The sequence below is a fragment of the Collinsella aerofaciens genome (assembly GCF_039062315.1).
Taxonomy (GTDB): Bacteria; Actinomycetota; Coriobacteriia; order Coriobacteriales; family Coriobacteriaceae; genus Collinsella; species Collinsella aerofaciens_BG.
Genome location: NZ_JBCJBG010000012.1, coordinates 46,357 through 61,597, shown reverse-complemented (window position 1 = coordinate 61,597; position 15,241 = coordinate 46,357). Strand labels below are relative to the sequence as shown.

The following is a 15,241-nucleotide window of genomic DNA, read 5'->3' as shown; positions in this document are numbered from 1 at the left end:
ACCCCGGAGGAGTTCCGGAGACAGTCCCTTGCGGCGTAGCTTTTATTTAAGCCGTCCAAGTTTTGGGGTGCAGTTCAAGGCTTCAAGTTCAATTGGTGCGGCGTATAGGATTCCGCGCATCCGCTGCGCGGATCCGCACCGGCTCCGCCCGCCTTCCGGCGTGCTCGCCCGCGGGCTAAAAACGCTCCGCGTTTTCTTTACGCCCGCGCCTCGACCGAGGTTCGAATCCATGCAGTGCCGACGTAAAAGAAAAGCCCCCGTTGCCGGAGGCTTTCGATTTCAATTGGTGCGGCGTATAGGATTCGAACCTATGACGTTCTGATTCGTAGTCAGACCCTCTATCCAGCTGAGGTAACGCCGCAGCGCAAGACATATAAAACCACTTTAGCTTATTGGAGTCAAGCACAATCTCAAACTTTTTTGTGGAACGCAGTTTTGTCATGCTGCTCCGCATATACCGCTGTTCCCCGTACGATCGATTGGCTTTTCGATCACGTCGAACTTGGCATCAAGTTCCCTCAGGAGCGATCTCACCCGCTGGGCACAATCATAATCGGCAAACGAGATGCTCAGCATGCGCGCGACCTGGTTGGAAGTCCCAACTCCATAGAAGTGCTCCAGCGCCACAAGTCCCTCGTGCATCACAAAGGTCTCGACCACATGCGGCGACTCCTCAAAGCACCATTGTGTCAACGGACCCTCACTCGTCTGCCGAACCACCAGGCCGCCCATGCCAGACGGCTCACACGTTACAAGCAGGTACTCCCCGCCCTCGTCGCTCTCAAACAAAACCACCCGATCATCAAACAGCTCCATCGCGTCCCCTTTCTCTCGCTCTTATTTAGCAAAAGCATAGCAGGTAGATGGCTGTATACAGAACAGTTGTTCGTGTGTTTTCTATTGAGCTGTCCGCACGGCATGGTATGGACCTGCGCACGAAATAGGGCGCCCCCGAAGGAGCGCCCTTGCATATCCCCTATGCAGCCAACTTACGCGACCGGCTCGATCTTCTCGAGACCACCCATGTAAGGACGCAGGACCTCGGGGATCGTGATGGTGCCGTCGGAGTTCTGGTAGTTCTCCAGAATGGCGGCCATGGTGCGGCCAGCCGGCAGGCCGGAACCGTTGAGCGTGTGCAGGTAGCGCGAACCCTTGAAGTTCTCGGGGTCGCGATACTTGATGTTGGCGCGGCGAGCCTGGAAGTCACCGCAGTTGGAGCAGGAGCTGATCTCCTTGTAGGCGTTGTAGCTCGGCAGCCAGACCTCGACGTCGTAGGTCTGACGGGCAGAGAAGCCCAAGTCACCGGTGCACAGGCTAATCACGCGATACGGAAGGCCCAGCTGCTGCAGCAGGTACTCGGCCTCGGCGGTCATACTCTCGAGCTCCTCGTCAGACTCCTCCGGCTTAGCGAACTTGACCATCTCGACCTTGTCGAACTCGTGCTGGCGGATGATGCCGCGGGTGTCGCGACCGGCGGAACCGGCCTCCTCGCGGAAGCAGGGGGTGAAGGCGGTGTAGCGGCGCGGCAGAGTGTCGGCATCGAGGACCTCGCCGGCGTGCAGGTTGGTAAGCACGACCTCGGCGGTGGGGATCAGGAAGTTGTCGCCCGAGACGTGATAGGCGTCGTCCTCGAACTTGGGCAGCTGACCCGTGCCGAACATGGTCTGACGCTTGACGACGATGGGCGGCCACCACTCCTTAAAACCACGGCTGGTGTGCGTATCGAGGAAGAAGTTGATAAGGGCGCGCTCCAGGCGGGCGCCGGCGCCACCGAGAACGGTAAAGCGGCTGCCGGAGAGCTTATTGCCACGCTCGAAGTCGAGGATGTCCAGATCGGTGCCCAGATCCCAGTGCGGCTTAAAGTCGAAGTCGAACTCGCGCGGGGTGCCCCAACGACGGCGCTCAATGTTCTCGTCCTCGTCCTTGCCGTACGGCGTGGCCTCGCAAGGAATGTTGGGCAAGTGAGCCATGAAGTCGTACTGCTCCTGCTCGAGAGCAGTGCGGCGCTCGGCCAGACCGTCAATCTTCTCGTTGACGGCGCGCACGGCCTCCTTGGCGGCCTCGGCCTCGTCCTTCTTGCCCTCCTTCATCAGGGCGCCGATCTTCTTGGACTCGGCATTGCGCGTAGCCTGGAGCTCCTCGACCTCGGTGATGACGGCACGGCGCTCGTCGTCGAGCTCAAAGAACTTCTCGCGATCCCAAGACGTCTGGCGGTTAGCCATGGCGACATCGATGGCATCGGGGTTCTCGCGAACAAACTTGATATCAAGCATTAGATCCTCCGGCGATATACATTCCATTTAGGTTGCAACCTTGTACATGTATGGGCAAGTATATACTTATGAGCGTTTACGACCCAACTCAACTACGCAAGAAGGCACCCAATGGACGCAGTTTTTTCCTTTTTGTTTGGCACCCGCACCGGTTTTGCCATCCTTTTCGCCGGCGGCATCCTGTTATTTGCGATTCTTGCCTTTGTAATGGAGAAGCGTACCCATAAGATGTACGTCGACCGCGGGCCCAAGTCCGAGGATGAGGAAGACAGCTTCTGGGACTAACCTGCCAAAAAGGGACAGGTTTATTTTGGTCTGTTTTATCTGGGCAAACGCAAGCGCCCCGCAACTGGAATTGAGCCAGTTGCGGGGCGCTTTTCGCTAAAAGGACAAAACCGCAGAAAATACCTGCCAAAAATAAACCCGTCCTTTTTTTGGCAGGTTTTACTGGAGAGTTGCGTCGATTGCCTTGACCAGGGCGCTGCGCATGCCGGCGTCCTCGAGCGCAACGACGCCCTTGATGGTGGCACCACCGGGCGAGCATACGGCATCCTTCATCGCCGCAGGATGCTGGCCAGTTGCAAGCTGCAGCTTTGCCGTACCCAGCACCATCTGGCTCACAATGCGATAGGCATCGGCACGCGGGATACCGTGCTTGACCGCTGCATCGCTCAGGGCCTCGATTGCCATGGCGACAAATGCCGGAGCGCAACCACCCACCGTGCCGCCCACGAACAGCAGGCTCGTATCGAGCTCGACCACCGCACCGAGCTTGCCAAGCAGATCAAGCACCACTGCGCTCTGCTCATCACTAAGCGTGGAAGCCTTCTCGCAGGCGATGACGCCCTCGCCCACCGAAACCGGTGTGTTGGGCACCGTCGAGATATGCGCGACGCCCGGCAGGACCTGCTCCCACTTGGCACTGTCCCAGGTCCAGGCAACCGACAGAACGACCTTTTTGGCAAGAGCATCCTTGAGCGGGGCGAATACCTTCTCGATCATGTACGGTTTGACCGCAGCGACCACGATATCGGATGCGGCGACAACCTCGGCGGCATCGTGGCAGGCGACCATGCCGCGCGCCTCGCAGCGCTCAACCAGTGCGTCGTAGCGACCCGCGCAGGCGCACATGTCGCTCGCAGCTACACCGGCAGCGATCCAGCCATCGGCCATAGCGCTCGCCATATTGCCAAAACCGACAAATCCAATCTTCATATCTCATAGTCCTCTCAGACACGCTCTTCAAAACGAAAGCTATTGTCCCACGCCATTGTTTCGTATTGCCGACCTATTTGTGATACGGCTCGCCACGGCTGATCTTGCAGGCGCGGTAGATTTGCTCCAGCAGCACCACGCGCGCCAGGTTATGCGGCAAGGTAATGTGTCCAAAGCTGAGCATCTCGTCGGCGCGGGCGCGCACCTCATCACTCACGCCGTCCGAACCGCCGATTACAAAGGCAATGTCGCTGCTGCCTCGCAGCATAAGATCATCGAGCCGCGCCGAAAACTCCTCGCTCGAGCGCTCCTTGCCCTCGATAGCCAGCAGGATCACATGCGCTCGAGACGGCAATGCAGCAAGAATTGCCGCCCCCTCCTTGTCGCGCGCGGCATCCACGCCGCCCGCCTTAGCCGGGTCGATATCGGCCACCTCGCGGATATCAACCTTGGCATAGGCACCTAGGCGCTTGGTGTACTCAGCGCACGCGTCCTTCCAAAAGCGCTCCTTGAGCTTACCGACGCAAACGACGGTGTATTTCACGCGCGTCTACTCCTTCGAATCGTTTTGAACTTTACCGGCAGCCAGCATCTGCTCGAACATAGAGGCCGACTGCGAAAAGTCGCTCGGCAGCACGACCGTCGAGGTTTTACCCGTGCGAGCGAACTCCGTCATCATCTCGGACCACTGCGTAAACATGAACAGTTGGTTGGCCTCGTCATTGCCGACACCCGTCTCCTGGATGATCTCGAGCGAATCTTTGATACCCAGCGCGATGGCCTTGCGCTGGTTGGCGATGCCCTCGCCCGCCTTTTCCATAGCCTCAGCCTCGGCGGTCGCCTCGGTGACGCGCTTGATGCGGTCGGCCTCGGCGAGCTCCTGTGCCGCAGCGCGCTTGCGCTGGGCGGCGTTGATGTCGTTCATGGAGTTCTCGACCTCGGTCGGCAGTGCGATTTTGGTGATGAGCGTCGACACGAGGGTGAAGCCGTAGGCGGCCATCTGCTCTGAAACGGTAGCGTTGACATCCTTGGCGATGTCATCCTTCTTGGCAAAGACCTCATCGAGTGTGTAGACGGGAATCGAAGAGCGCAGGGCGTCGGTGATGAAGTCACGCATCTGGTCGACGGGCTCCTGCAGCATGTAGTAGCTCTTGTAGATACCCGAATCTGCCGGGCCGGCGCCCATGTCATAGCTCACGTGGTACTGAGCAGAGACCTCAAGGCCGATGGTCACGTTGTCCTGGGTCTTAACGTCGATGCCAAAACCGTTTTTCATGGTGCGCAGACTCACCGTGGCGGCCTTGCGGTCGATCACGGGCACCTTCATGTGGAAGCCCGCGTTGACGATGCGGTTAAACTTGCCCAGACGCTCGATGATCACGGCATGCTGTTGTTCAACGACATAGCAGGCGTTGGGAAGCAGCAGCAACAAAATAATGATGGGAAGCAGAAGGCTCGTAAGGGCGGCAATGATACCGGACAACAGCATGGTCTCTCCTCTGATAGGCACACGTTGGCACTAGGATACCCGCACGAAGCAGCAACGTGACATCAACAAGAGGCCCATAACAAAAAAGCTCCCATTGCTGGGAGCTCTTTCAATCAATGGTGCGGGCGAAAGGACGTCCGCGTATCCGCTTCGCGGATCCGCACCGGCTTCGGCCGCCTGCCGGCGTCCTCGCCAGCTCGCTAAAAACGCTCCGCGTTTTCTTTACGCTCGCTCCTTCACAGGTTCAAGTCCCTGTGATGGGCCCATAACAAAAAAGCCCCCATTGCTGGGAGCTCTTTCAATCAATGGTGCGGGCGAAAGGACTTGAACCTTCATGGGGTTGCCCCCATACGGACCTGAACCGTACGCGTCTGCCAATTCCGCCACGCCCGCGTGCAGGAATTAGAATAACGGAGCGCCACCACGAACGCAAGAACTATTTTTGAAAAAGTTTGCAGGCATTCTCCCAAGCGGCTTGCACGATTGTTTCGGCGTCCTCACCCGTGCGATCGACACGGTCGTTAACCAGCGCGTTTGCCGTAATGGAGATCATTGCGGGCTCGCATTCAAGACCGCGGATGGGCTCTGGAGCCATATACGGGCAATCCGTCTCGAACAAAATTCGATCGAGTGGGGTTGCCGCAAATGCCTCGCGCACGTCGTCGTTGCGCTTAAAGGTGGCCGCACCACCATAGGCGATATAGCAGCCCAGCTCCACAAAGCGCTCCATCGTGGCGCGGTCCTCGCCAAAACAGTGCAGCACACAACCGGCCTGGGGCACGCCCACCTCACGAAGCACGTTGTACGCATCAACGTGCGAGGTGCGCTCCTGGTCCGTGTCCTCGTGACGCAGATGCAGCTCCACCGGCACGTTACGGCACACGGCAAGCTCGAGCTGGCGCGCCATGCAGTCAATCTGCACGCTATGGGGTGCCGGCGCGATATCGTCGTCATAGTCCATGTGGTAGTCCAGGCCGATTTCGCCAATACCGGCGCATAAGGGGTCATCGAGTGCGGCAACGACCTGTGCGTGAACGTCGTCGGTATAGTCCGGCGCGCCATACGGATGCACGCCGGCAAGATACTTGATCTGAGGGATATCCTGCATCGGCAGAATTTCGCGCACGAGCCAGTCGCTATAGTCCGTCACGCTGCGTTTGTCAGCGATGGGGTCGAACATCGTCACCAACAGGTCGACGCCCGCGGCTTTGGCGCGCACGAGCGTCTCGGGCACTTCTTTGCCCCAAAACGAAAGCAGATGCGCATGCGTGTCGGCAAGCGGCGCCAAGGGCACGGGACAAGCAACCGTCTTCTTTTTCTTGGTAAACGTCACGCGTTCGGCATTAAGCGTCATGGATTAGCTCCTGGGCCAGGCGGACAAAGTCGGCAACATCAAGCGTTTCGGCGCGCGTGGTGGATGCGATACCGCAAGCCTCAAAGGCGGCATCGAGCACGTCCTTGGCAAAGCCGTTGGCGCTCATGGAATTTCGGATGGTCTTGCGCCGCTGAGCAAATGCAGCGTCGATCACACGAGCCACGAACTCGCGATCGAGCCCCTCGGGCACCACGCCGTCAACACGGTCGATACGCACGACGGCCGAGTCCACGTGCGGCGCTGGCATAAAGCAACGCGGCGGCACCTCAAAGCGACCCGTCACCTGCGCATACAGGCCGAGCTTTGCCGTATAGCCGCCATAGGTCTTGTTGCCCGGCACTGCGGCAATGCGATCGGCAACCTCCTTTTGCACCATGACGACGGCACGCTTGAGCGCCGGCATCGTCTGGAAAAATTGCAAAATGATCGTCGCCGCCACGTTATAGGGCAAGTTCGCGACAAATACCGTGGGCTCGCCGCCGGCGGCCTGCTCAATCTGCTCCGGGCCCACCTTAAGCGCGTCGCCCATGATAAAGCGGAAGTTGGCATAGTCGGCGGCATGGGCGTCGAGCACCGGTTCGAGCTCGGGATCTGCTTCGATCGACGTGACGCACGCCGCCTCCTGCAACAGCGCAAGCGTGAGCGTGCCAACGCCCGGACCAACCTCGAGCACGCGCTCATCGCCCGCAAGCTCGGCAAGCTCGCAAATGCGCTCGATCACATGGTTGTCGATCAGGAAGTTCTGGCCCAGGCGATGCTTGGTCGCAAGGCCAAACTCCTCCAGCAGCTCCCTTGTTGCCGTGGGGTTTGCCAAAGGCGAAGTTGTCATGGTTGCCTCCTTAACATGGTGGCTGCATCGTAAAGCAAAAGGGCATGGACCGTTGCGGCCATGCCCTTACAGCTAAACAGCAAATTGCCGATATGGCGCGCAGCGGCTTAGCCCAGACGCGGGAACAGCGGATCGCCCTTCTCGACGGGTTGACCACCAGCAAGCAGGCCCCAAGCGCAAATGCCCTTGAGATCGTCGCTCGCGGCCTCGTCCTCGCAGGACAGGCGGCGCAGAGCCTCGGCAGAAGTCTGGGGCATGAGCGGCATCAGCAGGTGAGCGGCAATGCGGATGGCCTCGAGCAGGTTGTAGATCACAAACGCCAGCTCGTCAGCCTTGGCCTCGTCCTTGGCAAGTGCCCAAGGCTCGGAGTCCTCGATGTAGTGGTTGGCGGCGTGGATGAGCTCCATGACCTCGTCCTTGGCTCCACCGTAATCGAGCACGTCCATCTTGGCCATGTAGCGCTCGACCAGACCATCGGCGATCTTTGCCAGCGGATTGTCGAACGCATCGAACGATGCGGGCTTGGCGGGCGCGCAACCGTCAAAGTACTTGCCGCTCATGTTGAGCGAACGCGAGATAAGGTTGCCCCAGCTGTTGGCCAGGTCGGCGTTGTAGACCTGCTCCATGCGATCGAAGCTGATGGCACCGTCGGTACCGGGGACGACGTCGGTCATGAAGTAGTAGCGATAGCCCTCGACGCCCAACATGTCGATAACGTCCTGCGGAGCGATGGCGTTGCCGCGGCTCTTGGACATCTTCTCGGCCTTGCCGGTCTCGGCATTGCGCACGGTCAGGAAGCCGTGGGCAAAGACGTGCTCGGGCAGGGCCTCGCCGATGGCCATGAGCATGGCGGGCCAAATGACGCAGTGGAAGCGGATGATGTCCTTGCCCACGATGTGGAACTGCGCGGGCCAGCGATAGGCCAGCTCGGCACGCGCCTCGTCGGTGTCGACACCGTAGCCGACGGCCGTCATATAGTTGAGCAGCGCATCGAACCACACGTAGGTCACGTGACCCTCGTCAAACGGGACCTGAATGCCCCAGTCAAAGCTCGTGCGGCTCACGGAAAGGTCGTTGAGGCCGCCCTCGACAAAGCTACGCACCTCGTTCATGCGGAACGCAGGCTCGACAAAGTCGGGGTGCTCGTCGTAAAGCTTGAGCAGCTTGTCCTGGAAAGCGGAAAGCTTAAAGAAGTAGGACTCCTCCTGCACGCGCTCAAGCGGACGGTGGCAGTCGGGGCACAGGTGCTGGCCGACGCTGCCGTACTCCTCGTCGCCCTTCTGGACCTGCGTATCGGTGAAGTAGGTCTCGTCAGGCACGCAATACCAACCGTCGTAGCTGCCCTTATACAGGTAGCCGGACTCCTTCATGCGCTCCCACAGGTACTGCACGGCATGATGCTGGCGCGGCTCGGTGGTGCGGATGAAGTCGTCGTTGGAGATCTCGAGCTTGCTCCAAAGCTCCTTGAAGTGCGGAGCCTGGCTGTCGGTCCACTCCTGCGGCGTCATGTTGTGCTTGGCTGCGGCCTCGGCGACCTTCTCGCCGTGCTCGTCCATGCCGGTCAGGAACTTGACGTTATAGCCGGCGGAGCGACGATAACGGGCCTGAACGTCGGCGATGATGGTGGAATAAGCCGTGCCCAGGTGCGGATCGGCGTTGACGTAGTAGATGGGCGTCGTGATAAAGAACGAAGGCTTGCTTTGATCCATGGGGTTTGTCCTCCAGAAAAACGTTGCATACAGGGGATGATTCTAGCGCAAGGGCTGGATATCCTCCATCTATTGCATATCGAGCACCATGGCATAGACATCGCGCTTGCGGCGCGAATACTTCTGAGACAGGCGCTTGGCCACCGCAGACGCGGGCTCTCCCTCCTCGAGCGCGGCGCGGATATCCTCGCGCAGAGCCTCGTCGGGATCCGCTGCCGCGGCGCCAACCGGCACGATACCGGCCTCCTCATCCTCGCTCGGCGGCGCGATGACCAGTGCAATCTCGCCCTTTACCTCGCCACGAGCACGCAGCTCCTCGGCGAGCTGGACAGCTGGCCCGCGCAAGACCTCCTCGTGCAGCTTGGTGAGTTCGCGGCAGACGGCAACCTCACGTTGGGGAAAGACCTCCGCCACGGCCTCGAGCGTCGCCACGATGCGATGTGGAGACTCGTAGAAGATGAGTGCGCCGGGCACCACGGCAAGGCGCTGCAAACGGCGCACGCGGTCACCGTGCTTTCGGCCCAAAAAGCCCTCGAAGAAAAAATGCTCGCAGGGAATGCCGGACGAAACGAGCGCCGTGACACAAGCAGAGGGCCCGGGAATAACTTCTACGGGCACATCGGCCTCACGTGCCGCCTCGACCAGCGTCTGGCCGGGATCGGACACGCTCGGCATGCCGGCGTCCGAGGCAAAGGCGAGGGTCTCCCCCGCCAGCAGACGGTCGACCAGGCCGGCGGCGCGGCTGGCGATCACATTCTCGTCGCAACGGACAAGCGGCTTGGAAATGCCCAGGTGCATCAGCAGCTTTGACGTCACACGCGTGTCTTCGCAGCAGATGGCATCGGCGGCGGCAAACGCCTCGCCAACGCGCGGGGACAGGTCGCCCAGGTTGCCGATGGGCGTGCCGACCACATAGAGTTTGCCCGTATGGGCGCTGTTTTGCGTCATATCAACCTATTCAATCATGCCGCGCTCGAGCGTACCGAGCGCCGCGCGGGCGTCCCATGCTGCAATGCGCTTCTCGGTCTTCCACGTTTGGAAGAACCAACCGGCAGCCGGCGCAAACGAAGCCAGCTGATTGGCGATAAACACGCGCTCGTAGGCATTGCGGCCCTCGGGCGTAACCGACGAGTTGGCAAAGATCGCCGCGCCCGACCATTCGCCCACCAGCACGGGGAACCCAGTCGAAATCGCTTCTTTGAGCTCGCGCTTGTTGCGCGAAATCGCCGTCGTCAGCCCGCGGGGGCTCGTGATATCGAGCGCATACTCGTCACGGTAATGGTACAGGTGAAGGTCCATGTAGACGTTCTTGTACTTGGCGCCGCGCATAAAATGCTTCCACTCGCTGGGATGTCCCGAAGACGAAAAGACGACGATCTTATCCTCGGGCATATACGAACGGACGAGCTCGTAGGCATCGCGATAGAAATTGCGCAGGTAGTGGGCCGGAATGCCATCCGTCATGGCAAAGAGACTCTTGCGGACACTCATCTGCGGCGTATCCAGCAGCTCAATGCCCAGCAGGCTCTCGGCCTCGCCGTAACGCTCGGCCAAGCGCTCGAGCACGTCGAGTGCGACATGGCGGCCGTTAGTGGACGAATGCCACTCGGCAACAGCCTCCGGCGTGGCGGGCGAATCGTTGGAATCGCCCTGGCCACCGGGCACAGTTGCCAGGTCAAGCAGCACGCGGATGTCGTACTTGGCAGCCCACTCAATTGCACGGTCGATGTAGTCGACAACCGAGATGTAGGACGCATCGGACTCCTGCGAGCCAAAGGCATACCAGGGCACCGGCAGACGCACGGCGTTGAGGCCGATCTGCGCCATGCGACGGAAATCGTCCTCGCTCACAAACGTCTCGTAATGACGGCGCATGCGCTCGTTATAGGCGGCGGTGCCCATGGCCTCCTGCAGCTCGGCCGCGTTGGATGCACCGGTCGCCGCGTATAGCGACGGGGTCACCCAAGGCTCGGGAATAAACCAGCCAGAGAGATTAACGCCGAGTATCCTCTCCATCACTGCCCCCTTCGGATCGTGCAGGCCGAGCCTGCATCGTATTGCATAGGAAAAGTATCGTTTTGAGTATACCCGCGCGTGCGGACAGACGACCGAACGGTCTGTAAAGTGGCGCAAAAGCGGGAGGAATATCTGGGCGGGCCCGAGATGGCGCGCCGAGATGTACATATGCGCCGGAAGTAGGCGGCCGGAAAGCGCATCCCGTTTTTCGCAAAAGACTGGGATGCATTTTCCGTTCGAGGCCTCAATCGGAAAATGCATCCCGTTCTGAGCGCGAGATCTGGGACGCAGTTTCCGCCAAAGGCCGCAAAAGGAAAGCACGTCCCATTCTGACGCCGGATTCCGGGTCGCGCTTTCCCAAGCGACATCAAAGCGGAAAGCGCATCCCACTCTGAAGCCAAATTCCGGGACGCAATTTCCGCAGAGCCCTCGATAAAAGAAAAGGACCCCTTTGCAGAGGTCCTAGTCAATTCAAGGTGGCGGGGAAGGGAATCGCGTCCGCGCGCTGCGCGGACGGACCGCTGTGGCGCTTACGCGCCTTGCGAGCTGCGCTGGCAAACGCTTACGCGTTTACTCAGCTCCGCGCCCTCACGGGGTTCGATTCCATGTGGGGGCTGTATAAAAGAAAAGGACCCCTTTGCAGAGGTCCTAGTCAATTCAAGGTGGCGGGGAAGGGAATCGAACCCCTGACACGAGGATTTTCAGTCCTCTGCTCTACCAACTGAGCTACCCAGCCATTTGAGTTGTGCCTTGTTTCAAGGCTTGATTAGTATAACCAAGGACGCGTTCCGGTCAACCGAGAATTTTAAAAAAGTTTTTGAGCACAGCCTCGGTTCTATAAATCGGCACGTCAGAGGCATCAGCCGGCAGCAAGAAGTTTTTCACTCAGAGCCGCACGGGCAAACTCACTTGGCGTCATCCCCTCGGCAGCCGCCCGTCGACGAATGGCCTCCTTCATTCCCAGAGGAATCTTGACCGACAGCGTTGCCGTCCCCTCACCTGAGAGCGGGGGCCGTCCATGCACGATCCCACCAACGGTGTGTTCGCCATCCGGAAACTCTCCGCGCTCGTACGACTCGCACCACGCGTCAATCATTTCATCCGTTACAACCTGACCATTAGCGGCCGTATACGTCTTGCCCATCATCGACCCCTTTGCCGAGCCTGTTCAATCTCCTGCCAAAATTTCTTCTGGACTGGAGACAAGGCATGAATGATAAGCCACCCACGGACAAGCTCGACCGCGACAAGCTCCACGCTTCGTCCGTCTGGGAGCCATCCAATCGCAAGCCATCTCGGCGGCTCGTCCTTCGACTCGCGACGAATGCACTCAGTAACCGCAAGCCAAGCGCTAAGCACCTGCTTTTCCGTCAGGTGCTTTTTAGCGTTGGGGTGAATCTCAACATCCATGCATCTTCTCCTCCATCTTACCCAATTTCGTATGACGAAAGTCCACTGTCGCCAATTCTTAAGCCGGCACGCGTTGGAGAGCAGGGGTCGAAACAATGATTGAAGGACGCTCTAGTACGGCCCAGGCGCCGGGGCAGGAGCACATACGCCAAGGGCGGACGTTTTCGTAGCGCGCGAGGATATTGCCGTCGCGATCGATGAAGGCGATGTCGATGGGATAGGCCATAAAACACGTATGGACCGAAGAGCAGCGTGGAAACGCCATGACGAGCGGCAGGCCGTTGGCGGCAACCGGACGCCGTCCCAGCATGCCGCGCAGGCGCACGACAAACGACTCCGCCACCACAAACTCGGCCGGCGTCCAACCCAGCCTATTGAGTGCCCGCGCGTAGGCGATGTAGGACGAGACCGCGGTCACATGACCACCCCCGGACGCCATGGATCGACCGTCACCGCACGCTCGTGCGACAACGTTGTCGGCGCCCCCAGCGGAACGCCAGCGATGCTGAGAGAAGTCGGCCACGGCTCATAGTGCATGGTGCAGGTGTAGGTCCTAAACGTACCGGATAGGGAGAGCAGGCCACCATCCGATGCCTTCGCGCCTTGCTCGCTCGACACTTCGATCTGTAAGTCATAGCCTTCCATGGCATTCAGAATTTGAGTCTGAACCGTCGCCGAGGCATCGGCAGAGCTTTCGTCGCCCTCCCCCTCCGACGCCACGGCATGCGCTAGCACGATGTCGGGCACCACGCGGTCGAAGCGCGCGACAGCGCTGGCAAAGATCATGACGTTGTACACAATGAGTGCCAGCACCAGCAAAACGGGCGTAACCACTGCCATCTCCACCGTCGCTTGGGCGCGCTCCTCGCGCAGACGCATGCGGATACTCATTACGACCCACCGCCCAGAGCGCCAACCAGCGTGGCGACATCGACGGTGAGCGGGATGGAGCCGCCGCCGGGCAGAGGAATCTCCGCAAGTGTGAACACCGTACCGTTAATGGTGCGTTCGACTTGATATTCCAACGCCTCGCAAAGCGCCTTGGGATCGGTCACGCCCAACGGAATACTTCGCAGTTTGTCTTGCGCTTGAGAGAGACCCGCAATGTCAGACCCCGGACTCTTAATGATATTGGCGGAATCGGTCAGCACCGGCTTTCGCAGGCGCAAGTCGCACGGTTCCAAACCCAGCGCCGCCACGGACGCCGAAACGGTATCGCCGAGCCACGATGCGATGGAGCCCAACGCGCCGCTGCCCCCTCCTAGGCCTTTAATCATCTCGTCCATAAGTTCGTCGGCTGAGCCTTGGATATCACCGTATCCCACGAGTAGCCGTCCCCAAACATCCATGACGCCGTCGAGCACGCCGGCAACGCCGCCCGAGCGTTCCTTCAATGTCGAGAAAAATCGCGAAAGCACGTTGTTTTGCGCCGTCGCCTCATCGGGCGCCAGCACCGCGGCAGAGATAGCACCGCGATCGCCAAGCCTGACTGCCGCGTTAAACGAGGAGTTAAGTTGATCGGGGCTGGTAATGTCACCCGAAACTGCAAAGGCGACCACGCCGTTGCGACCAGGTGGGGCGATACGCGGGCGCTCGCCGGAAAGCGCTTTAATGGCCTGGTCAAACGCATTGCCCGCACGGTCGGCCTCATCCTCGGTCTGACGCTCAAGTTCGAGTTCTTTGTTGCGGCATTCGACGTAGTCTTCCAGAGCCTCTTTGAACTTATCGAAGTGGTACTCGAAGCCCCTTTCGACAGAAGTCGTTGCAATCGCAACGTACCCTAAAGACGACACACCGAAATGGCATTCGCTACACGTTTCGTGACCGTCAAAATCTGCGACGGATGCCAGCCCACCCGGCTTTCCTTTTTTGTAATTTGGACAGTCAGTCCCATAATGCAAATAGGTAACTTTATCTACTTCACTCGTGGGCCAACGTGCATCGGTATAGAGTTCAGTCGTCCGCGCCTCATCTGGATTTCGCGGAAGGAAAGGGATGCGGGCGGAAACTTTGCCGTCCTTTTCAGTTATATATGCCCGCTCGACTTCTTCGCTCGCATACGCGAAGAACACCTTTCGTGCAGCAGAATCTGCCTGTTTTTCCGGACCTTCGCCAAGCGGCTTCTCATTTGCCAGGCGCTGGCGATAGTAGGCCTTCGCGCGATCGAGCGCCACTTGCGGCTCCCACGTAACGCTCGAAGCGTAATGTGGATTTTGAGCACCAGAGAGATCCGCTAGGCTTTTCGCACGCTCCCACATGCAAGAACAGCTGCTGACCGAGCCCTTGTCCGACCCGCCACAATCCGCCAGCCAAGCGCGCTCTTTAGCCTTCGCCGTGTCCTCAGAAGCCTTCCGCAGCTCCTCGGCCGCACGCTCTAAATCATCTGAAGTGTCTTTAATGGTATCGGTTGAGATCTCTGACCCTTTGAGCGCAGCGAAGTCCGACCCGGATGTCCTGGGCACGGCAAGCGCCGTACCGGTATAGGTCACACTATCGGTATCCTGCGCCGACACCGCCTGCGTGGCACGCGCGGCGATCAGATACGGCAGAGCCGTCTCGATTTTCTGTAAGCCTTCCGATGCGCTTTTGGCAAACTTGTTGCGCGTTTTAATGATTTCAATCCCGGTGTCGACCATATTGCCGGCAACTGGCTCGGCACCCGGGATGAGGATGGCGACCAGTCCCGTCCCGATCGTGGCAAACCCCGCCAGCCCCAGACTCAAGATGCTCGCATCCACCACCGTCGCAGCCGTATGGTAGGACGACACCACATTGGCGCCTGCCAGCGCGCCGCTATCGGCAGCCACCTGGGTATCCCCAGCACGCGACATGCTCCATATCGCCGCGGTCGACGAAAACAGCAACGTGAGCACCACTAGGATGACCACGGCAGAGGAAAGCGTGGTGTAGGCACCGTCTTCGATA

15 protein-coding genes and 3 tRNA genes are annotated in these 15,241 nt (G+C 59.5%); 1 reads left to right on the top strand and 17 read right to left on the bottom strand.

Features of this window, described 5'->3' with window-relative positions; genetic code table 11:
• Positions 1 to 284 precede the first annotated feature (284 nt).
• The 3 genes from ABCP74_RS07120 to serS form a co-directional block, all read right to left on the bottom strand.
• Positions 285 to 361: transfer RNA gene (locus ABCP74_RS07120), tRNA-Arg, on the bottom strand.
• 77 nt (positions 362 to 438) lie between these two features.
• On the bottom strand, positions 439 to 816 hold the full coding sequence (locus ABCP74_RS07115; protein ID WP_161161080.1) for a hypothetical protein: 378 nt from the start codon (positions 814 to 816) through the stop codon (positions 439 to 441).
• A 173-nt stretch (positions 817 to 989) separates the two neighbouring features.
• Entirely contained in the window at positions 990 to 2,273 is a 1,284-nt protein-coding gene (gene serS / locus ABCP74_RS07110; protein ID WP_161161074.1) for a serine--tRNA ligase, read from the bottom strand.
• Between the two features lie 111 nt (positions 2,274 to 2,384).
• Here serS and ABCP74_RS07105 point away from each other — a divergent pair, with 111 nt between their 5' ends.
• On the top strand, positions 2,385 to 2,558 hold the full coding sequence (locus tag ABCP74_RS07105) for a DUF6724 family protein (protein WP_006235069.1): 174 nt from the start codon (positions 2,385 to 2,387) through the stop codon (positions 2,556 to 2,558).
• A 159-nt stretch (positions 2,559 to 2,717) separates the two neighbouring features.
• Here the strand turns inward: ABCP74_RS07105 and proC are convergent, their stop codons facing one another.
• From proC to ABCP74_RS07035, 14 genes are all read right to left on the bottom strand, one after another.
• Complete coding sequence (gene proC, locus ABCP74_RS07100; protein WP_343001144.1) at positions 2,718 to 3,488, bottom strand: pyrroline-5-carboxylate reductase; 771 nt, start codon at positions 3,486 to 3,488, stop codon at positions 2,718 to 2,720.
• Between the two features lie 73 nt (positions 3,489 to 3,561).
• Entirely contained in the window at positions 3,562 to 4,032 is a 471-nt protein-coding gene (gene rlmH, locus ABCP74_RS07095) for a 23S rRNA (pseudouridine(1915)-N(3))-methyltransferase RlmH (protein WP_343001143.1), read from the bottom strand.
• A gap of 6 nt (positions 4,033 to 4,038) precedes the next feature.
• Positions 4,039 to 4,977, bottom strand: a complete 939-nt coding sequence (locus ABCP74_RS07090; protein ID WP_117765456.1) for an SPFH domain-containing protein — start codon at positions 4,975 to 4,977, stop codon at positions 4,039 to 4,041.
• 306 nt (positions 4,978 to 5,283) lie between these two features.
• Positions 5,284 to 5,370: transfer RNA gene (locus tag ABCP74_RS07085), tRNA-Leu, on the bottom strand.
• Between the two features lie 43 nt (positions 5,371 to 5,413).
• On the bottom strand, positions 5,414 to 6,331 hold the full coding sequence (locus ABCP74_RS07080) for a TatD family hydrolase (RefSeq protein WP_343001140.1): 918 nt from the start codon (positions 6,329 to 6,331) through the stop codon (positions 5,414 to 5,416).
• Positions 6,321 to 7,181: a 16S rRNA (adenine(1518)-N(6)/adenine(1519)-N(6))-dimethyltransferase RsmA gene (rsmA, locus tag ABCP74_RS07075; protein ID WP_227790893.1), complete on the bottom strand. Its 861-nt coding sequence runs from the start codon at positions 7,179 to 7,181 to the stop codon at positions 6,321 to 6,323. Before rsmA ends, ABCP74_RS07080 begins: the two co-directional genes overlap by 11 nt.
• 107 nt (positions 7,182 to 7,288) lie before the next feature.
• Positions 7,289 to 8,890 carry a methionine--tRNA ligase gene (gene metG / locus ABCP74_RS07070; protein WP_343001139.1) on the bottom strand — a complete coding sequence of 534 codons (1,602 nt, stop codon included), beginning with the start codon at positions 8,888 to 8,890 and terminating at the stop codon, positions 7,289 to 7,291.
• 69 nt (positions 8,891 to 8,959) lie between these two features.
• Complete coding sequence (gene rsmI / locus ABCP74_RS07065; RefSeq protein ID WP_343001138.1) at positions 8,960 to 9,838, bottom strand: 16S rRNA (cytidine(1402)-2'-O)-methyltransferase; 879 nt, start codon at positions 9,836 to 9,838, stop codon at positions 8,960 to 8,962.
• Between the two features lie 6 nt (positions 9,839 to 9,844).
• The gene (locus ABCP74_RS07060) at positions 9,845 to 10,906 is read right to left on the bottom strand and encodes a glycoside hydrolase family 5 protein (protein WP_343001137.1); all 1,062 of its coding nucleotides are present in this window, start codon (positions 10,904 to 10,906) and stop codon (positions 9,845 to 9,847) included.
• A gap of 663 nt (positions 10,907 to 11,569) precedes the next feature.
• Positions 11,570 to 11,642 (bottom strand) — tRNA-Phe (locus tag ABCP74_RS07055).
• 123 nt (positions 11,643 to 11,765) lie between these two features.
• Entirely contained in the window at positions 11,766 to 12,050 is a 285-nt protein-coding gene (locus ABCP74_RS07050; protein ID WP_035137167.1) for an ATP-binding protein, read from the bottom strand.
• A gap of 324 nt (positions 12,051 to 12,374) precedes the next feature.
• Positions 12,375 to 12,734 (bottom strand): DUF192 domain-containing protein, encoded by a 360-nt coding sequence (locus ABCP74_RS07045; protein WP_271759022.1) that lies wholly within the window; start codon positions 12,732 to 12,734, stop codon positions 12,375 to 12,377.
• Positions 12,731 to 13,207 carry a TadE/TadG family type IV pilus assembly protein gene (locus ABCP74_RS07040; RefSeq protein ID WP_195919506.1) on the bottom strand — a complete coding sequence of 159 codons (477 nt, stop codon included), beginning with the start codon at positions 13,205 to 13,207 and terminating at the stop codon, positions 12,731 to 12,733. Before ABCP74_RS07040 ends, ABCP74_RS07045 begins: the two co-directional genes overlap by 4 nt.
• Positions 13,207 to 15,123, bottom strand: a complete 1,917-nt coding sequence (locus ABCP74_RS07035) for a hypothetical protein (RefSeq protein ID WP_343001136.1) — start codon at positions 15,121 to 15,123, stop codon at positions 13,207 to 13,209. Before ABCP74_RS07035 ends, ABCP74_RS07040 begins: the two co-directional genes overlap by 1 nt.
• Between the last annotated feature and the right edge of the window lie 118 nt (positions 15,124 to 15,241).